At 57.9% G+C, this 13196-nt stretch carries 13 protein-coding genes and 1 tRNA gene; 1 reads left to right on the plus strand and 13 read right to left on the minus strand.

Features of this window, described 5'->3' with window-relative positions:
• On the plus strand, nucleotides 1–812 hold an 812-nt coding region (locus BLW69_RS16330), incomplete at its 5' end, for an SIS domain-containing protein (protein WP_139283886.1).
• A 560-nt stretch (nucleotides 813–1372) separates the two neighbouring features.
• Here the strand turns inward: BLW69_RS16330 and BLW69_RS16340 are convergent.
• The 13 genes from BLW69_RS16340 to murA all read right to left on the minus strand — a co-directional run bounded on the left by BLW69_RS16340 (nucleotide 1373) and on the right by murA (nucleotide 13111).
• The gene (locus BLW69_RS16340; RefSeq protein ID WP_092663512.1) at nucleotides 1373–2728 is read right to left on the minus strand and encodes a TadE/TadG family type IV pilus assembly protein; all 1356 of its coding nucleotides are present in this window, start codon (nucleotides 2726–2728) and stop codon (nucleotides 1373–1375) included.
• A gap of 1779 nt (nucleotides 2729–4507) precedes the next feature.
• Nucleotides 4508–5320 (minus strand): phage tail length tape measure family protein, encoded by an 813-nt coding sequence (locus BLW69_RS16350; protein WP_092663516.1) that lies wholly within the window; start codon nucleotides 5318–5320, stop codon nucleotides 4508–4510.
• Between the two features lie 215 nt (nucleotides 5321–5535).
• A complete protein-coding gene (locus BLW69_RS16355; RefSeq protein WP_092663518.1) occupies nucleotides 5536–6267 on the minus strand; it encodes a GTP pyrophosphokinase in 732 nt (243 codons plus the stop codon).
• 213 nt (nucleotides 6268–6480) lie between these two features.
• Nucleotides 6481–6556, minus strand: a tRNA-Phe gene (locus BLW69_RS16360).
• Nucleotides 6557–6737: 181 nt separating this feature from the next.
• Nucleotides 6738–6956 (minus strand): DNA gyrase inhibitor YacG, encoded by a 219-nt coding sequence (gene yacG, locus BLW69_RS16365; RefSeq protein WP_062579059.1) that lies wholly within the window; start codon nucleotides 6954–6956, stop codon nucleotides 6738–6740.
• Between the two features lie 22 nt (nucleotides 6957–6978).
• Nucleotides 6979–7599, minus strand: coding sequence for a Maf-like protein (locus BLW69_RS16370; protein ID WP_062453855.1), 621 nt, complete (start codon nucleotides 7597–7599; stop codon nucleotides 6979–6981).
• 28 nt (nucleotides 7600–7627) lie between these two features.
• On the minus strand, nucleotides 7628–7846 hold the full coding sequence (gene infA / locus BLW69_RS16375) for a translation initiation factor IF-1 (RefSeq protein WP_062453856.1): 219 nt from the start codon (nucleotides 7844–7846) through the stop codon (nucleotides 7628–7630).
• Between the two features lie 129 nt (nucleotides 7847–7975).
• Entirely contained in the window at nucleotides 7976–8470 is a 495-nt protein-coding gene (locus BLW69_RS16380) for an arsenate-mycothiol transferase ArsC (protein ID WP_244508870.1), read from the minus strand.
• Between the two features lie 5 nt (nucleotides 8471–8475).
• Nucleotides 8476–8949, minus strand: coding sequence for a UPF0262 family protein (locus BLW69_RS16385; RefSeq protein ID WP_092663520.1), 474 nt, complete (start codon nucleotides 8947–8949; stop codon nucleotides 8476–8478).
• A 2-nt stretch (nucleotides 8950–8951) separates the two neighbouring features.
• Entirely contained in the window at nucleotides 8952–10265 is a 1314-nt protein-coding gene (gene hisD / locus BLW69_RS16390) for a histidinol dehydrogenase (RefSeq protein WP_062453858.1), read from the minus strand.
• Between the two features lie 42 nt (nucleotides 10266–10307).
• Entirely contained in the window at nucleotides 10308–10739 is a 432-nt protein-coding gene (locus tag BLW69_RS16395) for a DUF2948 family protein (RefSeq protein ID WP_092663522.1), read from the minus strand.
• 83 nt (nucleotides 10740–10822) lie between these two features.
• Nucleotides 10823–11665, minus strand: coding sequence for an oxidoreductase (locus BLW69_RS16400; RefSeq protein WP_092663524.1), 843 nt, complete (start codon nucleotides 11663–11665; stop codon nucleotides 10823–10825).
• Nucleotides 11666–11818: 153 nt separating this feature from the next.
• Nucleotides 11819–13111 (minus strand): UDP-N-acetylglucosamine 1-carboxyvinyltransferase, encoded by a 1293-nt coding sequence (gene murA / locus BLW69_RS16405; RefSeq protein ID WP_092663526.1) that lies wholly within the window; start codon nucleotides 13109–13111, stop codon nucleotides 11819–11821.
• Nucleotides 13112–13196 lie beyond the last annotated feature (85 nt).

Genomic DNA, 13196 nt, shown 5'->3' on the forward strand with positions numbered 1-13196 from the left:
AGGCCGCGCTGTTCATCTCGCAGTCCGGCGAAACGGCCGATACGCTTGCATCCCTGCGCTACTGCAAGGAACAGGGCCTGAAGATCGGCGCCATCGTCAACGTCCGCGAATCCACGATCGCGCGCGAATCGGATGCGGTCTTTCCAATTCTGGCGGGACCTGAAATTGGTGTCGCCTCGACCAAGGCGTTTACCTGCCAGCTCGCAGTTCTGGCCGCCCTTTCGATCGGTGCCGGTCGAGTCCGCGGCACGGTGACGGAGAGCGACGAGAAGGCGATGGTCAAGCATCTCGCCGAGATGCCGCGGATCATGAGCCGGGTATTGAACGACATCCAGCCGCAGATCGAAGCGCTGTCGCGCGAGCTTTCGCGCTTCAAGGATGTGCTCTATCTCGGGCGTGGCACGAGCTATCCGCTTGCATTGGAAGGTGCCCTGAAACTGAAGGAAATCTCCTACATCCATGCGGAAGGCTACGCAGCCGGCGAACTGAAGCACGGACCGATTGCTCTGATCGACGAGCACATGCCTGTCATCGTCATCGCGCCGCATGACCGGTTCTTCGAAAAGACCGTATCGAACATGCAGGAAGTGGCGGCCCGCGGCGGCAAGATCATCTTCATCACCGACGAGAAGGGGGCTGCTGCCTCGAAGCTTCCGACGATGGCGACGATCGTGCTGCCGAACGTGGACGAAATCATTTCACCGATGATCTTTTCGCTGCCGATCCAGCTGCTTGCCTACCATGCGGCTGCAATCCTTGGTGCAGATGTCGATCAGCCACGCAACCTTGCGAAATCCGTCACCGTGGAGTGATCGCGGGAGTGGAGAGACTAAATTTCCGAACGAGCTTCAGGAAGTCGGTCACGAACTGGCCTGGGAAGCGTGATGGCTGCTGACTGCTATCCAGTAAGGCTACAAGTTATTCGAGGGCAGCTCCATCGCCTATATGGAGATGCCTTCATTCGAAGCTAACCAGTTGTCTCCTCAATCCTGGTCGCGGCATGACGGACTTGTCAACAGCCTATCTGAAGCAGGTTCTTCCAACGTGAACGGCATCGCGCTGATCGACAAAATTGGACGTGTGCAACGGAGAAACCAGCGATTCATTCACGGGCGTGTCGGCAAAGTCGAAGTCTTCAGTGTCCCTATACGGCGACAGCTTGGCCATGCTTAGGCGCCAGAACATTGACCGGGCCTGTTCCTCGGTGATGTCCGAATGCTTTCGATGCCCGGAGGATCGCGGCATCCATCGCATGGGACCGGCGATCCGCTGAACTTTCCAACCGGAGAGACTTAACGTCACAGCACCTCAGGGTGGAGCCGCCAACAAGCTGCATGGATAAACAGTGTCGTGCGGCCCATGACCGAGCGCGTCAGCTTGTCAGCCGAACACGTGACACAATCTTGCGAAACAACACATCCATTGCCTCGCTGATGCCGTCCGTCGGGCTGACTTCGAAATAGTATCCTTCACTGGCGCAGGATTTCATCTGCGTCGGGATTTCATTCTGAAACGGGGCAATCCAACTCTTGTAGAAACCGTCTTTGGGCAGGGGCAGGTAGGTCGTGTACAGGACTGCGATCTTGATGCCGCGCGCCTTCAGCGTATTGCAATAGCTGGGATTCAACGGTTCCATGCAGCGGTCCTCGCTGGATGTCGAGAGCTTCTTTGTGCAGTCCGAACGGTATGCATCGCCAACGCCGTCTGCGACAAGAAAAACGATCGGTTGCCTATCTGCAGAACTGCTCCCGTCACCAACGGTTTTGATCTTCTTGCCGATCTTGGTCAGGATGTCATTATAATCGGTCTGCCCATTGGGGGACGAATGGCTTGGAACGCTCATCAGCTCAATCATCTTCGTTGCCTTTGCCACTGACGAGAAATTGCTCGTCGGCTCGGAAACCGTGTACAATTGAGCATCGGCGGAGGTTTTTCCGAACGTGTAGGCACCAATTCTGAACTGGCCCGTTACGGTCTGGGTCTCATTTGCGGTCGTCATGAGAGCAGAGATCGCGTCCGCGACAACGTCGATGCGGATGGTCGCGCCGATTTCCTTTGCAATATAATAGTAGCTGCTTTTGTCGACGACACCGCTCGTCGAAACGATGTGGCAGGCAAACGCGCAATTGGCATCCTTGCCTTTTCCATCCGTGCCGTTTTTCGTGGCAGCTTCAAGTTTCGCCACGTCATCTGCGGTCGCGCCCACGCCCATTGATGGCGTATTGTGGAGCAGCATGTAGAAATCCAGAAAACTCGGGATCCGGTAAGCTGCGGTCGATTGGCCCGACACCGACATCGCGTCACGCCCGAGGATTCGCGTGAATGTCGTCGGAAAAGTGGCGGAGTATTTCAGTCTCGATGTGACGACGCCGTCGGACTTCACCAATTCCAGCTTGACGTCGATCGACAGGCTCAGCAAATCCTCCATGTTGTCGCCATATCTGGCCGACAACTGAGATTTGAATATTTTTTGGGCTTCGACGTCCGCAATAGGAACGATACCGTCCTCGGCCAATTTCATGGCTTTCGAGACCGCTGCAGAGGTTTCCGAGACTGCAGCAAGGACCGCAGAATCAGCGGCTGCATCGAGATAGGATTTCGCCTCCAGAGCGCGGCCGAAATCGATTGCCAATCCGACACTTCCGATCAGCGGAACCAAGATCAGCCCGGTCATCATCCCGAAATTGCCACGGGTGCAGGAAAACAGTGCCCTCAAATTCGCAAGCATAAACCGCCATCTACCATTTAGATGTTATAGCGGCATCATGCAGCACTCCGATCACAGCATTCGATCAGCGCCTACCCTTTCAAATGTTTGTTACTAAAGTAGCTAGTAGGAATTGTTAATAAAGCATTTTTTGTGGGCGGAGGTCGCTGATACTGTCTGTCGCTCTTATGCTCGCCTCGCCGCCTACGGACGGTGCTCAGTATGACTTTCACGGCCTTTGTTTGCCGTGTGACGATCTCAGGAGAACTGAAGATCGTGCGGCGGCAGGCGGACGGCACCACGAACGTCAATATGCTGCGTTTCTCATCTAAGGGCAGGTCAGGCAAACGCTCTGGCTAAAAATACGCATCCGATGAGGAAAAAGAGGATCGAACCACCAACCGTCACTAGGCCGGCGACATTGTACTGTTTGCTTTGTATGCCCATTCCCGGGCCGACTAACAAAACTCGTACTTTTCGCGGGCATAATATTGATAGCGCTCACGCCGAGCGCGGCCGCTGCGATCAACTAGGCCGTGAACTCATCAGCCCGCTTTGCTATCGGTTTCTAGGAGCCGTTTTACCGTTGAATTGAAGTGTTGTGCGGTTGTGCCGTCGGTCACGTCGTAGATGTAGAGGGTTACGGGGCACCGGGCTTCCTTCACCCAGTGGATGGCCTCTTGAACAGACACATTGTCTCGCCGGTCAGAATCGATCACGGCAAGCGGGGATATCTCCTCCGCCTGATTGCAGGCTTCTCAGCACTCGCGGAGTTGCAACTCGTTTCTTCACAAATGTCGTCAAAAGCGCTGTTGGGAAAGTTGAGAAAAATCAACTCGAAAAACTCGCGCATACGCCCACGGAAATTGACATATCAATTCTTAAGTGAAGCAATCAGGCAAGGGTAATAGTGACATGTATAGTAATTAGTCACGAATCAAATTAGCAACGAAATGCCAATTAGGCCGGGATTATATTAGATGAATTCTCGTATATTTCAAATCGACATAAAGGGGATTAGTGCGACTAACTTCATCTCAATGGCGTTGCCTACCCTATCTCTTATTTTCGGAATAGAGGATAGCAGTAAGATATATGTTATCCCGTTCGGTATCTGCGTTGCCGCACTGTTCGTAGCACTAGCGTTTATCCCGCGTTTATCGGAGGGATATATGCAGGCATTATCAGCGTTAATATCCAGTATCGTCTGCGAAGCATTGATAATTTCCGTCGTAGTTTATTATAGCGGACTAAGGGTAGGGATGCTCAACAGCGAGGAAGGCTCTGCGCTGAAGACCGTTACGGTATCGACTATAATCTACGCTGGGTTACTTGTCTTCGTTTACGCAGTTGATCAACTTGGACCAAGAAAAAAACCGTGAAGTGCGCGTCCGCTCATACTTCGCCGCAGCCGATGCATCTCCGTGGTAGCCGGCAAGAGTTTCGGCCATCCGGGCAGCTTGAACCTAGCTGTTCGCAAGTCGCATTTCATCAGTTAAAGCGATTGTCCTCTGCCCCTGCGAAAAGGCTCGACGATGTATTTTTCGCGGATCGGCACCTGAGAACTCCCCTAACCCGGTTTTAGATGTTCTTATTTGTTCACTCCGCTTTATCGAGTTGACTGGGCAGGGATAGGATTCCTAGAATCGATCAGATCGGCCTCCACGTCCAGATGACACGGCCAAAGACCCGAATCGTGCGAAGCTCTTCGGCAACAACCGGAATGGCGGCATAGATTGGATCTGGATTGTCCGAGTTCCAGTGAAGTCGTCCTGCATCTACCCACTCAGCGCGCTTCACCTAAGTGTCGCCATCCGTCGAGAAAGCATAGATGCCGTTATCGTCAGGGAAGGTGTAGCGGCTGTCGATCACGACCAGCGCGATCTGATCTTCGAGTGATGGCTCTTCTTCAGCGCGGTTGATCACGCTGCCGATCTTGTCGAACGCGTTACTCGCAAAGTTACCGACGTTCTGCCAAGCCCGGCCGAGCTTCGTGGTGGCTTCCTCGGCGTTGGCAAGCTGATCCGGCAGCGCTTTGAGGAGGAGCGCCTGGGCTTCTGACTCACGGTTCTGCTTCGCCAGGATCGTGGCCTGGCGTGCGGTCGCCGCATCGATCAGTCCATACTGCTGAAAAAGGGTCTGCGCCGCCTTTGCGGGATCGGCGAACATCTCGGCCAGAGCCGCACCAGCGGCGTCCGCGTCGAGGCCGACCGTAGCGCCGAAGTCTTTCGAGATTGAAATCAACTGCTCGAAGTTCTCCGAGCCTATCAGACCGGTGCGTAGGAACTGTGCTTCCATCGAGCGGGCAGAAGTGACCGACATCCCAGCCGCTGCAGCGCCGGCCTGGGCAGCAGCTTCCATCTCGGCCGTGGAGCCGGCAACCGCTCGGCCGAGGCCAGACGCTGCCGTCTCAACTTCCTTCGTCGAAATCAGATAACCGCTGTAGGCGATCGCACCGAGTGCGACGCCGGCGGTTAGACCCGCGATGCCAGCGGTGTGCGGCGTGATGGCCTGGAGTGCTCCGGCCGCCGTAGTCTGCAGATCCTTCATGAACCCGGCTGTACCGCCGCCCTGGCCGACATAGTTCTGCGGCAGCTGCTGGGCTGCGATCATCCCGATCGGCCCCGTCCGGGGGGAGCGACGTTGAGAGCGCTATTGCACTTTCCTACGTCGCCCATCGATGCAGCATTCCATTGAACAGGGACACTGAGTCGTGGACAAAAGGCCTCGTCCAGGCGGCCGATAGGAAAGTGAACGCGGCTGCGGTCGTTAAAAGGCGAACGAACCTATCAAGAGCAACTTCGTATCTTGGGTAGGCAGAAGGCTTGTCAGAAGGCGCGTGGTGTTGTGCGTGACGCCGGCTGGCTATGATTTGGTGCCTGACGCGGGTTTCGGACATCCGCGATAATTATATCGAGCCGTCCCTTTGCTGCCGACGTAGAAATCGAGTCCACATAACTATCAATTTCTTTAGACAGCTCGCTGAACCCGTTATCAGCGGTCTCCATTAGTCCTGCTAATAGAAAAAGCTTACGTTCGATAGGTTTGGGGAGCTGGCCAGTAAACTTATAATTGCGGTCATGAGCCAGCTCCGCCCAGGCGTGCTGCAGGACCGTTCTGACCTGGAATTCAAACTTCAAACCTCTAAGAAGCTCGTTTTCCTTTAGCCTTACACGATCTTCTCCAAGATCGCACACGAAGTGCATCGACCGGTATCCCACCTCGTTTACGAGGAGGAGATCGTCTCGATTGGAGCTATTGTTTTCATCAACGGCAAAGTTCTGCTCAATTATGTCGCTCACGCGATCAACATCGTAGTCGAAGTAAACGACTATCCTCACACCTGATATGTCCGTCATCTGCTGTGTAGGGTTTTTGTAGCTTTTCCGACGTGATTTGTTGAGGCAGTCCGCGACGCTCTTGGTGCGCCCCGCGATAGTAAGAAAAGGAATTCCCTCATCCTTCAAAAGCCGCGTGATGATCAAGATCACCGCCTCTGTCAGGCTAGAAAATTGGGGGTGCTTCTCTTCTATCCAATCCTGGAAATTCAACTTACTCATAACGCCCCATTTGCCTGGCTACCTCACCGTAAGCCAACCATTAAAGGCAGCTCTGAAACCCGCCTCATGTTGCATCCATGTCGCGCGGACTAGCCGAGTGTGCCGGGAAACGTCGAGAAATCAAGGGAAATGACACGCAACAGATCGCAACATGCAATCATCTAAATGCGAGAGCCCATTTCTTCTAAGGACTTGTAATAACTAGGAAAAAAATGGTGCCCGGAGGCGGATTTGAACCACCGACACGCGGATTTTCAATCCGCTGCTCTACCAACTGAGCTATCCGGGCATCCGGGCTTTATGCAAGCCGTTCCGGTCCTTGGTTGACCGGCCGGGGTTTGTATCCCCGGGAAGCGAGCGGGGTTATAACATCTTGTTCGGCCATGTCCAGCACCCCGGACGACTTTTTTGAAAGGTTTGTGAAAAACCTGATTTCATGAGCGAAATCAAAGGCCGAACCGGACGAGGATCTAGTCCTCGTAGTTGTCGGCTTTGCTTTCATCGTCGGCCACGGGGATGGCGTAGCTGCCCTGCAGCCAGCGGGAGAGATCCAGATTGCGGCAGCGGTCCGAGCAGAAGGGATAGTGTTCGCGCGCGGAAGGGCGGCTGCATTCGGGACAGGGCCTTGCCTTGCGCAAAGGCTCCACCTTGCCGCCTGTCGTGATGTCCTTGTTTGAAGTTTCAGCCATATCAGGCCTCCTTCTTAAGTCTTCAGCCTTGCGGCCATGCGCCGGCGACGTCAAAACCTTCGCCAGCCAGCAGACCCGTCACTTCATGAAGCGGCAGGCCGACGACGTTGGAATAGGAACCGACGAGTTTCTGCACGAAGGCGCCGGCGATGCCCTGGATCGCGTAAGCCCCGGCTTTTCCCCGCCACTGGCCCGATGCGATATAGTTCTCGATCTCGCGGGTCGACAGTCGCTTGAAGCGCACCTTGGTCTCAACCACCTTCTGGCGGAACTGGCCGCCCGGCGTGACAAGACAGATGCCGGTATAGACCCAGTGGCCGCGGCCCGACAGAAGATGCAGGGCGGCACTGGCGTCCTGCGTATACTCCGTCTTTTCCAGGATGCGGCGTCCAACCGCCACGACCGTATCGGCAGACAAGATATAGCTGTGGCGCCAGGCGGGATCGTTGTTGACGGCGGCGAAGGCGGCTTCCGCCTTTTCCGTCGAAAGACGACGCGCAAGCGAACGCGGATGTTCCACCCGCTTGGGTGTCTCGTCAATATCCATCGGCATCAGCCGGGCCGGTTCGATGCCGACCTGATTGAGAAGATCGAGACGACGCGGCGAGCCTGAGGCCAGGATGAGCTTTTGTTCGATCGCCATGGGGACCCGTCTTTGCCGCGAGAAATTCTTACTTGAAGCGGTAGGTGATGCGACCCTTGGTCAGGTCGTAAGGGGTCATTTCGACAAGAACCTTGTCGCCTGCCAGAACGCGGATACGGTTCTTGCGCATGCGGCCCGCGGTGTGGGCGATGATTTCGTGTTCGTTCTCGAGCTTCACGCGAAAGGTCGCGTTCGGCAACAGTTCGACGACAATGCCCGGGAATTCAAGAACTTCTTCTTTAGCCATGTATTGGTTTTCTTTCTGTGTTGAAGGTCGGGCAGGCCGAAATCTGATCAGCCGCCTCGAAATTTGCGCGGAAACTACACAATCGCGTCCGGTTTGTGAACCTCGCTTGACAGCGATTCTTGAAGACCGTCAATCGCCTGCCGGAGGTGGCCTGCGAATGGGCCTCATCCGTCGGTCAATCAGCTTCCACAGATGCTCTCGCACCTCGCGATAAGCGTCGAGAACCTGCTCGCGCGTGCCGGTCGCAGCCGTCGGATCCATGGTCGGCCAATAGACCACATCGACGGCGTTCGAACGGGTGAGTTCCAGCGCCGCGTGATGGGCCTCCGGCGTCAGCGTCACGATCAAATCGAAGAAATCATCCTCAAGGTCATCCATCGTCCGCGGCTTGTGCTGCCGGTTGCGGTTGAGCGAAAGGCCCACCTCTTCCAGAACGACATCGACGAAGGGATCGTGCTCGCCGGAACGGACACCCGCCGACTGGATGTAGATATCGGGCTGCAGCAGGCTTTTTGCAATGGCCTCCGCCATCGGCGAACGGATGGAGTTGAAACCGCACATGAAGAGGATCGCGGTCGGAATACCGATCGTCTGCTTTCTGGTCGGTTCGTCTTCCGCCGCCATGGTCGTCAGCCGCGCCAGTAGAGGACGCAGACCAGCGTGAACAGCCGTCTCGCGGTATCGAAGTCGAGGCGGATCTTGCCGTCCAGCCGGTCCATCAGGGTTTGCGAGCCCTCGTTGTGAATGCCGCGGCGGCCCATGTCGATCGCCTCGATGCGCGATGGCGTGGAGGTCTTGATCGCCTCGTAATAGCTTTCGCAGATCATGAAGTAATCCTTGATGATCCGCCGGAACGGCGTCAGCGACAGGATGTGGACCGCAACCCCCTCGCCCGCTTCGCCCGTGATGGTGAGCATCAGCTTTGCCTCAACCAGCGAAAGCTTCAACGTGTAGGGGCCGCCTGCATGGCCGACCGGCTCGAAGGCGTTTTCCTCGACAAGGTCGAAGATGGCAACTGCCCGCTCATGTTCGACATCGGGCGTCGAGCGCCCGATCGAGTCGTCGAGGACGACATCCGAGAGCCGGAAGTGCCCTTGTTCCATCCCTAGCCCTCGTCTTGCGGAGGATGGGCGTTCATGCGGATGGCGACCGAACGGGCGTGTGCATCGAGCCCTTCCGAATGGGCGAGCGTGATGGCGGCCGGCGCCAGTTGCCGCAGTTGATCGGGTCCGAGCCTGAGGATCGACGTGCGCTTGACGAAATCGAGCACACCGAGGCCGGACGAAAAGCGTGCCGAGCGTGCCGTCGGCAGAACGTGGTTGGAGCCGCCGACATAATCGCCGATGACTTCAGGCGTGTGGCGACCGATGAAGATGGCGCCGGCATTGCGGATGCCGGCCATGAGCGCATCCGGATCGGCGACTGCGAGTTCCAGGTGCTCGGCGGCAATGCGGTTGGCAAGCGGGAGCGCGGCTTCGAAATTCTCGACCAGGATCACAGCGCCGAAATCGCGCCAGCTCGCGGCGGCCGTTTCTGCGCGCGACAGTGTCTTCAATTGTCGCTCGACGGCTGCCTCGACCGATTTTCCGAATTCGGCATCGTCGGTGATCAGGATCGACTGGGCACCGGCATCGTGTTCGGCCTGCGCCAGAAGGTCGGCGGCGATCCAGTCGGGGTCGTTGTCCTTGTCGGCCAGGATCAGCACTTCGGATGGGCCGGCGATCATGTCGATGCCGACGATGCCGAAGACCTGGCGCTTGGCGGCCGCCACATAGGCGTTGCCGGGACCGACGATCTTGGCGACCGGCGCAATCGTATCGGTACCATAGGCAAGCGCTGCCACGGCCTGCGCACCGCCGACGCGGTAGATTTCCGTAACGCCCGAGATGCGCGCCGCGGCAAGGACGGCCGGGTTGATGCTGCCGCCACCGGCCGGCACGACCATGACGACGCGCGGCACGCCGGCAACCTTTGCCGGCACCGCATTCATCAGCACGGAGCTTGGATAGGATGCCGTGCCGCCCGGTACGTAGAGACCGACGGCTTCGATCGCTGTCCAGCGGGAGCCGAGGCCGACGCCGATCGCGTCTTCGTAGATATCGTCCTTCGGCATCTGGCGGGCATGATGCTTTTCGATCCGCTCGGCTGCGAACTTCAGCGCGTCGATCACCTTGCGGTCCGTTTCGGCGAAGGCCTTGTCGACCTCCTCATCGGTCACGCGGATGCCGGTCGCTGCAAGATCGATGCCGTCGAAGCGTTTTGAATAGTCGACAAGTGCCGCGTCGCCGCGGGCGCGCACGTCATCGATGATGGCGTGCACGACGGCGTTCACATCCTCGGAGACTTCCCGCTTGGTCGAAAGAAAAGCGGAAAAGCGTGTCTCGAAGTCCGGTGCTGTCTGCTCAAGCCAGAGTGCCAAGCGGATATTCCTTCCCGTTCCATGCCATGATCACAAGGCCGGTCAAGGATGGCGCGGCCTCGTTGCGGTTTCCCATGCGCCGCCGATATCTGCAAGAGCAACTTCGATGCATTCGACATCGAGAGCAATGGTGCCGCCGCCGGAAAGCAGCAGTTCCACGGTGCCATCAGGCCCCTCGCCCTTGGGCATGAAGCGCACGGCGAGAAGCGACAGGACATCGTCCTTGCGGTTGCGGTCGATACCGGTCGAACGGACTGCTTCCACGCGCTTGAGGACGAGCGCTGCACGGTGCCGCTCGAACCCCTTTTTCTTCTCGCCGGCCTTTTCCCAATCAAACCTGTTGGCAGCCAGCGAGAATATCTTTTCCGACGCCGACCACTGCACGTCGGACAGCTTGAACACCGCATCCTGCATATGGGCAGACACGATCCCCAGATCGTCGGTATCGAGAGCCAGAAGCTTGAGCTCGGTCATGCGCGTCCATTCCGTTCCTGGGCCGCGATGTGGGCCCCGTTGTTTGATGGTCTGGAGATAGGATGGCGCATGGCAAGAAGCAACTATTTCGGGAAGTCGGCAGAGAGCGTCGTGTCCTTCCAGGCAACGATCTCGTCGCGGCGTTCCGAAAGCTTGGCGGTGATGCCGGTATAGGCAATTTCGCCGAGCACGAGATGCCGCGGAGGGTTGGACGCCTCGACGACCTTGATCATGGCTTCGCCGGCACGGACAGGATCGCCCGGCTGCTGGCCGCTATAGCCTGCCGTCTGCGACAGACGGGCGCCTGCGGTATCCTGATACTCGTCGATCTTGACAGGCGTCTGTTTCAGCGAACGGCCGGCCCAATCCGTCCGGAACGGACCCGGTGCGACGCAAGTGACCTTGATGCCAAGCGCTGCAACTTCGGCGGACAGCGCATCGGAAAAGCCTTCAACGGCGTGCTTGCTTGCCGCATAATAACCGGAGCCCGGGAAGCCGATAAAGCCGGCCTGGGAGGTGACGTTGAGGATGTGGCCCTTGCGGCGGGCGCGCATGCCGGGCAGCACCGCCCGCGTCATGGCGAAAAGGCCGAAGACATTGGCATCGAACATGCCCCGGATCTCGTCTTCCTCGCCTTCCTCGATCGAGGCCTGGTAGCCGTAACCGGCATTGTTGACGAGGACGTCGATGCGCCCGAACTTTTCCTCGGCAGCGCTGACAGCAGCTGCGATCTGGCCTTCGTCGGTCACGTCGAGATCAACGGCGAGCGCATTGTCGTGGCCTGCAACGAGATCAGCAAGCCTCGCCTTGTCGCGGGCCGTGACGACGGTCGGAAAGCCCTTTGCAATTGTCAGCTTGGCGAGTTCCAAGCCGAAGCCGGAGGAGCAGCCGGTGATGAACCAGACATTGGAAGATGCATCAGTCATAAAAATATCTCCGATGGAAAAGCCGGATCATGAAAATGAGGCAGGGCGTGTTGGATGACAATACCTGACATAGGCATGAAAAAAGGGACGGCAAGGTATCCCCTTAGCCGCCCCTCATCCCTCGAAACATGCGGCCTCTTCAGGCCATACTGCTCAGTCGCTGACGCGTTCGACGATGGCGCCGCAGCGTGTCAGCTTTTCTTCAAGACGCTCGAAACCACGATCGAGATGGTAGACGCGGCTGACGATCGTTTCGCCTTCGGCCGCAAGGCCGGCAATGACGAGCGACACCGATGCGCGAAGGTCTGTTGCCATCACTGGCGCACCCTTCAGCTGCGAAACGCCTTCGATACGCGCCATCTGCCCCGACAGCGAAATGCGCGCACCGAGACGGGCGAGTTCCTGCACGTGCATGAAGCGGTTTTCGAAGATGGTTTCGGTGACGTGTGAAACGCCCGACGACATGGTCATCAGCGCCATGAACTGTGCCTGCAGGTCCGTCGGGAAGCCCGGGAAGGGTTCGGTGACGATATCGACCGGCTGGATCCTGTTGCCGTTCCTGACGACACGCAGACCGCTTTCGGTTTCGGTGATTTCGGCACCGGCCAGCCGCAGCGTATCGAGCGCATTTTCAAGCAGCGAGGCCTGCGTGCCTTCGAGCAGCACATCGCCGCCGGTCATGGCAACCGCCATGGCATAGGTGCCGGTCTCGATCCGGTCCGGCAGGACGCGGTGACGGGCGCCCGACAGCGAGGCAACGCCTTCGATGGTGATGGTGCGCGTGCCGGCGCCGCTGATCTTCGCGCCCATGGCCGTCAGGCATTTTGCCAGATCGACGACTTCGGGTTCGCGGGCGGCGTTGTCAATCACGGTGGTGCCGCGAGCAAGGGTTGCCGCCATCAGCATGACATGCGTGGCGCCGACCGAAACCTTGGGGAATGTGTAATGCGCGCCGACAAGGCCACCCTTGGGCGCCGACGCGTTGATATAGCCGGCATCGACCTCGAGGATGGCGCCAAGCGCCTGCAAGCCTTCCAGGAACAGATCGACCGGACGCGTGCCGATGGCGCAACCGCCCGGCAGCGAGACGCGGGCCTTGCCTTCACGCGCAAGCAGCGGGCCGATGACCCAGAAGGAGGCGCGCATCTTGGAGACCAGCTCGTAAGGGGCGGTCGTATCGACGATGGTGCGGCAGGTGAAATTGATCGTGCGGGAATAGCTTTCGGCCTGGCTTTCGCGACGGCCGTTGACGGAGACATCGACGCCATGATTGCCGAGGATGCGCAACAGCTGCTCGACATCGGCCAGATGCGGCACGTTTTCGAGCGTCAGCGTATCGCTGGTCAGAAGCGACGCAATCATCAGCGGCAGCGCGGCGTTCTTGGCGCCCGAGATCGGGATCGTGCCGTGAAGCTCGTTGCCGCCGGAAATTCTGATGCGATCCATGGTGTGGTTACTCTTTCTCTCAAGCGGCCGGGTTTGCGTCTCTAGACCAAACCTTGCCCCGCTTCAATCCGTGATGAAAACTGCG

The organism is Rhizobium sp. NFR12, assembly GCF_900108545.1.
GTDB lineage: Bacteria > Pseudomonadota > Alphaproteobacteria > Rhizobiales > Rhizobiaceae > Neorhizobium > Neorhizobium soli.

Bases quoted from the DNA above. Each gene is read 5' to 3' on its own strand.
- infA (WP_062453856.1), bottom strand. From the start codon at position 7,846: ATGGCTAAAGAAGAAGTTCTTGAATTCCCGGGCATTGTCGTCGAACTG.
- BLW69_RS16350 (WP_092663516.1), bottom strand. From the start codon at position 5,320: ATGATCGCAGCCCAGCAGCTGCCGCAGAACTATGTCGGCCAGGGCGGC.
- BLW69_RS16370 (WP_062453855.1), bottom strand. From the start codon at position 7,599: ATGGCGATCGAACAAAAGCTCATCCTGGCCTCAGGCTCGCCGCGTCGT.
- BLW69_RS16355 (WP_092663518.1), bottom strand. From the start codon at position 6,267: ATGAGTAAGTTGAATTTCCAGGATTGGATAGAAGAGAAGCACCCCCAA.
- BLW69_RS16385 (WP_092663520.1), bottom strand. From the start codon at position 8,949: ATGGAACAAGGGCACTTCCGGCTCTCGGATGTCGTCCTCGACGACTCG.
- BLW69_RS16400 (WP_092663524.1), bottom strand. From the start codon at position 11,665: ATGACTGATGCATCTTCCAATGTCTGGTTCATCACCGGCTGCTCCTCC.
- BLW69_RS16395 (WP_092663522.1), bottom strand. From the start codon at position 10,739: ATGACCGAGCTCAAGCTTCTGGCTCTCGATACCGACGATCTGGGGATC.
- BLW69_RS16380 (WP_244508870.1), bottom strand. From the start codon at position 8,470: ATGGCGGCGGAAGACGAACCGACCAGAAAGCAGACGATCGGTATTCCG.
- BLW69_RS16340 (WP_092663512.1), bottom strand. From the start codon at position 2,728: ATGCTTGCGAATTTGAGGGCACTGTTTTCCTGCACCCGTGGCAATTTC.
- murA (WP_092663526.1), bottom strand. From the start codon at position 13,111: ATGGATCGCATCAGAATTTCCGGCGGCAACGAGCTTCACGGCACGATC.
- yacG (WP_062579059.1), bottom strand. From the start codon at position 6,956: ATGGCTGAAACTTCAAACAAGGACATCACGACAGGCGGCAAGGTGGAG.